Consider the following 6,305-nt stretch of genomic DNA (forward strand, 5'->3'; position numbering starts at 1 on the left):
ACGAATTCGCTGCTCGACATCAACGTGTTCGGCCGCCGTGCCGGCATCGCCTCCGCGAAGTACGCCGAGTCCCACGACTTCACCCCTCTCCCCGAGGAGCCGGAGAAGATGGTGGCGCAGTGGCTCGACCAGATGCTCTCGGACCACGGCAACGAGAACGCGGCGAACATCCGCTTCGAGCTGCAGGCCATGATGGACGACAAGGCCTCGGTGTTCCGCACCGAGCAGTCGCTCACCGAGGCTCGTGAGGAGATCCACAAGCTCAAGGAGCGCTACAACCACGTCGTCGTCTCGGACAAGGGACGCCGATTCAACACCGAGCTCCTCGAGGCGATCGAGCTCGGCTTCCTCCTCGAGCTGGCGGAGGTCACCGTGGTCGGTGCCCTCAACCGCGAGGAGTCCCGCGGCGGCCACGCCCGCGAGGATTTCCAGAAGCGTGACGACGAGAAGTTCATGAAGCACACGATGGCCACTAAGAAGGACGGCCTCGACCTCATGTCCGAGATCGAGCTGGGCTGGAAGCCGGTTGTGCAGACCCGTTACGAGCCGATGGAGCGTAAGTACTGATGACTGCCACTGCGGAAAAGACGAACACGAATCCCGGAAGCGACGCGCAGGCGCCGGTCCCCGAGGGCTCGACCATGGTCACCCTCAAGATCATGCGGTTCAACACCGAGGACGAGTCGAAGAACGGTTGGCAGGAGTTCTCCGTTCCGGCTCTGCCCACGGACCGCATGCTCAACCTGCTCCTCTACGTCAAGAACTACCTCGACGGCTCGCTCGCGTTCCGCCGCTCCTGCGCCCACGGCGTGTGCGGCTCCGACGCGATGCGGATCAACGGCGTCAACCGCCTGGCGTGCAAGGTCCTCATGAAGGACATGCTCCCCAAGGACGGTTCGTCGATCACCATCACGGTCGAACCGATCCGCGGCCTACCGGTGGAGAAGGACCTCTATGTCGACATGGAGCCCTTCTTCAAGGCCTACCGCGACATCAAGCCGTACCTCATCACCAGCGGCAACGCGCCGACGAACGAGCACATCCAGTCCGCGACGGACCGTGCCCGCTTCGACGACACCACAAAGTGCATCCTCTGTGCCTGCTGCACCACGAGCTGCCCGGTGTTCTGGAACGACGGCTCGTACTTCGGCCCCGCCGCGATCGTCAACGCGCACCGTTTCATCTTCGATTCGCGTGACGAGGGTGCGGCCGATCGCCTCGAGATCCTCAACGACGCCGAGGGCGTGTGGCGCTGCCGCACGACCTTTAACTGCACCGACGCGTGCCCCCGCGGCATCCAGGTGACCCAGGCGATCCAGGAGGTCAAGCGCGCACTTCTCTTCGCGCGCTAGGCGCCCCTTCGCCCACCCCGGGCCCGCCCGGGAATGCCCCGCCGTTTATACGACGGCGGTCGAACCCGCTCGCGGGGACCATCCGGTCCCCGGGCGGGTTCTCTCATTTCTCCGCGGCCCGTTCGCCCGCACCGAGGCCCGAACCCGGCCACGGGCCGACTACCATTGGGCGAATGCCATGCGCCACAGTCCTCCGCGGCGAGGAGATCACCGACTACTCCGACGACCGGGGCAATCGGATCATCGGCACACCCGCGACGGTGCAATCGAACACCCAGGTGGTATTCGGCTCGTCGAATTGCACGGTGCGCTTCGGCGAGAACGTCAACTGGATGACCCACATCTACTTCAACGACGTCGGCGGCACCGTCGAGGTCGACGACGGCGCGCAGAGTATCGGCCAGCTCGAGCTCGGGATCGATTGCACGGTCCGGATCGGCAAGCGCCTAAACGTCACCGGGCTGTTCAGCGTGGTCACCGAGGACGGATGCACGGTGGAGATCGGCGACGACTGCCTGTTCGCGGATCGCGCGACTATACGGGCCTACGACCACCACCCGATCTTCGATCTCGATACCCGCGAGCGCATCAATTTCGCGCGGGACGTCGTCATCGGCTCGGACGTGTGGCTGGGCTTCGGGGTCACCCTCATGGGCGGGGCGAGAGTGGGGCACGGCTCGGTGGTCGGCACGATGGCGGTGGTCACCGCGTCGAGCCCGATCGGCGAGCACTGCCTCGCCGTGGGGCAGCCGGCCAAGGTCAAGCGCGAGCGCATCGCATGGGCGAAAAACGGCCGTCCGCCGGCGCCGCGCATGGATCCCGGCGCCCACCTCGACTGCTGAGCCCACGGGCCCTCAGCGCGAGAATCGCCGCAGAGTCTGCCGCCCGAGAAGGGCAGCCTGAGAGTCGCTGTGACGCACCGGGGCCAAACGCCCGGCCGCGTATTGCACGCTCTAGGGTGTTCCTCATGTCGCTCTTCCGCCGTCGCGCCCCTCTCCGGGCACTCGCACTGTCCGCCGTCATGGGCCTCGGTCTGGGGCTCGGGGCCGCAGGCGCACCGGTGGCCGGAGCGCAGGGGCAGCAGAATGGGCTGGCCGACCAGACGATCCAGTCGGGGGTTCCGGGCCTCGACCCGGGCGTCTCCATCTCGCAGGCTCCGCCGCCTGCGGTGCTGCCCACGGAGCCGAACTTCCAGTACTTCTCCTCCCCCCGCGACCTAGAGGGTTGCCCGCAGAAGTCGACGCCTCCTGCTGCTGTCGACCACTCGGAGGAGGCGCAGCCCGGACAGCCCGTGCCGCCGGCGCCGAGCGTGCAGGAGGACCCTGTCGGCGGCGAGGAGCTCGGTGGCTGCGCGCCGATCGCGGCCGAAGGTTTCCAGACCCCCGGGGACATCACCGCCTCGGGCTGGATCGTCGCGGACGCCGAATCCCGGCAGGTGCTCGCCGCGCAGGACCCGCACGGCCGCTACCGCCCCGCAAGCATCATCAAGCTCCTCCTCGCTCTCGTCGCCCTCGACCGGCTCGACCTCGACAAGGAGGTCACGGTCTCGGAAGAGGACATCGCGCCAGCCGAGGGCACGCTCATCGGGCTCGGGCCCGGCGGCAAGTACTCGATCCGCGACATTCTCAGCGGCATGTTGCTGCTCTCCGGCAACGACGCCGCGTACGAACTGGCGGCACAGCTCGGCGGTGAGCAGAAGACGCTCGAGCTCATGGGCGAGAAGTGCGCCGAGCTCGGCTGCACCGACACCGTGCCCGCGACCATCTCAGGCTTGGACAAGCCAGGCAACATGACCAGCCCGTACGACATGGCGCTCATCTTCAGCGCCGCCCTCAACAACGACACCTACCGCGAGATCGCGAAGACCAAGCGGATCGGGCTCCCCGGCTACCCGGCGGGCCCCGCCGCGGCGGCGCCGGACCCGAACGACCCGCCTGCCGAGGTAGCTGCGGGCACCGTCGACGCGCAGGGCAACGTCGACAACGGCGACGGCTCGGTGACCACCCCGGACGGCGACAACGTGCGCAAGGGCTTCGTGGTCTACAACGACAACCAGCTCCTCGAGGACTACCCCGGCGCGGTCGGCGGCAAGACCGGATTCACCGACGACGCCCGGCAGACCTATGTGGGCGGCGCGGAGCGCGACGGCCGCACGCTGCTCGTGGTGCTCATGGACGGCACGCGCGTGCCGAAGGCGCCGTTCGACCAGGCCGCCGAGCTGCTCGATGCGGGCTTCGCCACGGACCCGAAGGAGAAGGGCGTGGGCGAGCTCGTGGGCAGCAAGGAGGACTCGGCAAACGCCGCGGGGGCAAACGCCGACGGTTCCGCGGCCGCCCCTGGCGAGGCCGGAAAGGACGGTTCGGACTCCGGTTCCGGCGTGCTCTCCTCGACTGTCGGAAAGGTGCCGCCGGCGGGCTGGATCGGAATCGCCGCGCTCGTCGTGCTCGCCATCCTCTTCGCGCTCACGGGGCGGCGCCGGCGCGGCTGATCCCGGCGGCTGGCACAATCGTCTCCCGTGACTCTCATCGCAGCGGCGGACGGCTCCGCACTCGGCAACCCTGGCCCAGCCGGCTGGGGCTGGTACATCGACGATTCCCGCTGGGCGTGCGGCGGCTGGAAGCGCGGCACGAACAACCAGGGCGAGCTCGTCGCCGTTCTCGACCTGCTGCGCCAGACGCGCGGTCTCGACGAGCCGCTGGAGATCCTCTGCGATTCGCAGTACGTGATCAACTCCGTGACCAAGTGGATGCATGGTTGGAAGCGCAAGGGTTGGAAGAAGGCCGACGGCAAGCCAGTACTCAACGTGGAGATCATGCGCGCGCTCGACGCGGAGATCGCAGAGGCGAAGTCCGCGGGCCGCTCGGTTACCTTCCGCTGGGTCAAAGGCCACGCGGGGCACGAGCTCAACGAGAAGGCCGACAAGCTCGCCAACGGCGCAGCGCAGGCGTACTCCAAGGGCAAGTCTCCCGAGGCCGGCCCCGGCTTCCCCGGGGCCCCGGCCGCCGCGGGTAAGGGACCGGATCCCGCGGACGCGGCGAGAGAATCGCTTCTGACGGCGCAGGCCGCCCCTTCCCCTGCCTCCGCGGCGACAACTGCGGCAACCGAACCAGAGCCGAGCCTCTTCGATTTCGATGACGACAGCGATGCCGCGGCCGGCAACGCGAGCAAGTCGGCCGCCGCCCCCGCTCCTGCGACGGTGGGGCCGGCGGCCGCGGCGGCGATTTCGGCCGTCCGCGACGCCCGGACCGCGTGGCATCGGGGCGGCGAGGCCCCGCACCGGGCGGACTTCCACGCCGTCGGGAACCCCGCCGAGCACGGCGAGGAGGAGCACGCGTGGGCCGCGGGCCCGGCGTGCGTGATGGTCGCCAGGACCGACGGCGCCCTCGAGGTCTGGGTCCTCGACGGCGACCGCTGGGAGCTCGCCTCACTCGCCGCTGGGGCGTAGCTGCCGGAGTCTGGCTACCCGGGTTCGGTTACCCGGGTTCGCGTACCCGGACCCGGCAACCCGAGCCCGGCAACGCGGGACCGGGTACCCGGAACTAGCGGGTGCGCGGGACCAGGCCGACGCGCTCGTACACCTGATCGAGGACAGGGCCGGCCACCTCGCGTGCGCGGCGTGCGCCGTGATCCAGAATCCGATCCAGCTCCGCCCGGTCCGCGATGAACTCCTCGAATTTCTCGCGGAACGGCGTGACAAACGCCTCGAGAGCGTCGGCGGTGTCGCCCTTGAGCGCCCCGTACTGCGCGCCCGCGGCCTGATACCGCTCGACGATCGTGTCGATCGGGGTGTCGGTGAGCTCCGACTGGATGACGAGCAGATTGGACACACCCGGCTTGTTCTCCGGGTCGAAGCGGATCTCGCCGTCGTTGTCCGTGACGGCGCTCTTGATCCGCTTCGCGGTGACCTTGGGATCGTCGAGCAGGTTGATGATGCCCTTCGGGTTCGGCCCCGACTTGCTCATCTTCCCCGTCGGGTCCTGGAGGTCGAAGATCTTCGCGGAGTTCTCGAGGATCTTCGCCTCCGGCACCACGAACGTCTTCTTGTAGCGGGAGTTGAACCGCTGCGCGAGGTTCCGCGTGAGCTCGAGGTGCTGGCGCTGGTCCTCGCCCACCGGCACGAGCTGCGGGCGGTAGAGGAGGATGTCCGCGGCCATGAGCACCGGGTAGGTGAACAGCCCGACGGTCGCGTTCTCGCTCCCCTGCTTCTGCGACTTGTCCTTGAACTGGGTCATCCGGCTCGCCTCGCCGAAGCCTGTGATGCAGCTGAGGACCCACGCAAGCTCCGCGTGCTCCGGCACGTGCGACTGCACGAAGACCACGGCGCGCTCGGGGTCGACGCCCGCGGCGAGGAGCTGCGCGACGCCGCGGTACACGCGCTCGCGGAGCTCCTTCGGGTCCTGCGGGACGGTGATCGCGTGCAGGTCCGGGATGAAGTAGTAGGCGTCGTAGTCTTCCTGGAGCTGAACCCACTGCCGCACCGCACCGAGGTAGTTGCCGAGGTGGTACGAGTCTCCGGTCGGCTGGATGCCGGAGAGGACGCGCTGCTTCTTCGCAGGTGCGGTGGTGGTGGAGTCAGTCATGGTCCCCATTCTTCCACGATCGGTATTTCCTACTCGTACTCGACGACCACGGGCGCGTGGTCCGACCAGCGCTCGTCGTAGGCTCCGGCGACATCGACCCTGTCGGACACCGCGCGAGCGGCGAGCTTCGCGGTAGCCATGTGGTAGTCGATCCGCCAGCCCGCGTCGTTGTCGAAAGCCTTGCCGCGCTGCGACCACCAGGAATACGGACCGACTTCGTCGGGGCGGCGGTGGCGGACCACGTCGACCCAGCCGGACTCCGCGTCCTCGCCGAGCACGCCCGTGAGCCATTCGCGCTCCGAGGGCAGGAAGCCCGAGGACTTGTGATTGTTCTTGTGGTTCTTGAGGTCGACCTCGTTGTGCGCGATGTTCC

General features: G+C 68.3%; 6 protein-coding genes and 1 pseudogene. 5 read left to right on the forward strand and 2 right to left on the reverse strand.

From position 1 onward, the window contains the following. From V7E05_RS13120 to V7E05_RS13140, 5 genes and pseudogenes are all read left to right on the forward strand, one after another. Nucleotides 1–567 (forward strand): annotated as a pseudogene (locus tag V7E05_RS13120) (succinate dehydrogenase/fumarate reductase flavoprotein subunit); the annotation flags it as partial. Further along, nucleotides 567–1,352 (forward strand): succinate dehydrogenase iron-sulfur subunit, encoded by a 786-nt coding sequence (locus tag V7E05_RS13125; RefSeq protein WP_333620089.1) that lies wholly within the window; start codon nt 567–569, stop codon nt 1,350–1,352. The pseudogene V7E05_RS13120 and the gene V7E05_RS13125, both read left to right, overlap by 1 nt. A gap of 173 nt (nt 1,353–1,525) precedes the next feature. Next, nucleotides 1,526–2,194: an acyltransferase gene (locus V7E05_RS13130; RefSeq protein WP_333620090.1), complete on the forward strand. Its 669-nt coding sequence runs from the start codon at nt 1,526–1,528 to the stop codon at nt 2,192–2,194. A 125-nt stretch (nt 2,195–2,319) separates the two neighbouring features. Further along, nucleotides 2,320–3,840 (forward strand): D-alanyl-D-alanine carboxypeptidase family protein, encoded by a 1,521-nt coding sequence (locus V7E05_RS13135; RefSeq protein ID WP_333620091.1) that lies wholly within the window; start codon nt 2,320–2,322, stop codon nt 3,838–3,840. Between the two features lie 27 nt (nt 3,841–3,867). After that, nucleotides 3,868–4,797: a ribonuclease H family protein gene (locus V7E05_RS13140; RefSeq protein WP_333620092.1), complete on the forward strand. Its 930-nt coding sequence runs from the start codon at nt 3,868–3,870 to the stop codon at nt 4,795–4,797. Between the two features lie 94 nt (nt 4,798–4,891). On the opposite strand, the gene trpS is transcribed toward V7E05_RS13140, so the two are convergent. Further along, a complete protein-coding gene (gene trpS, locus V7E05_RS13145; RefSeq protein ID WP_333620093.1) occupies nt 4,892–5,932 on the reverse strand; it encodes a tryptophan--tRNA ligase in 1,041 nt (346 codons plus the stop codon). Between the two features lie 29 nt (nt 5,933–5,961). Further along, the coding region (locus tag V7E05_RS13150; protein ID WP_333620094.1) for an exodeoxyribonuclease III at nt 5,962–6,305 on the reverse strand (344 nt) is incomplete at its 5' end.

Source organism: Dietzia sp. (assembly GCF_036741115.1).
GTDB lineage: Bacteria > Actinomycetota > Actinomycetes > Mycobacteriales > Mycobacteriaceae > Dietzia.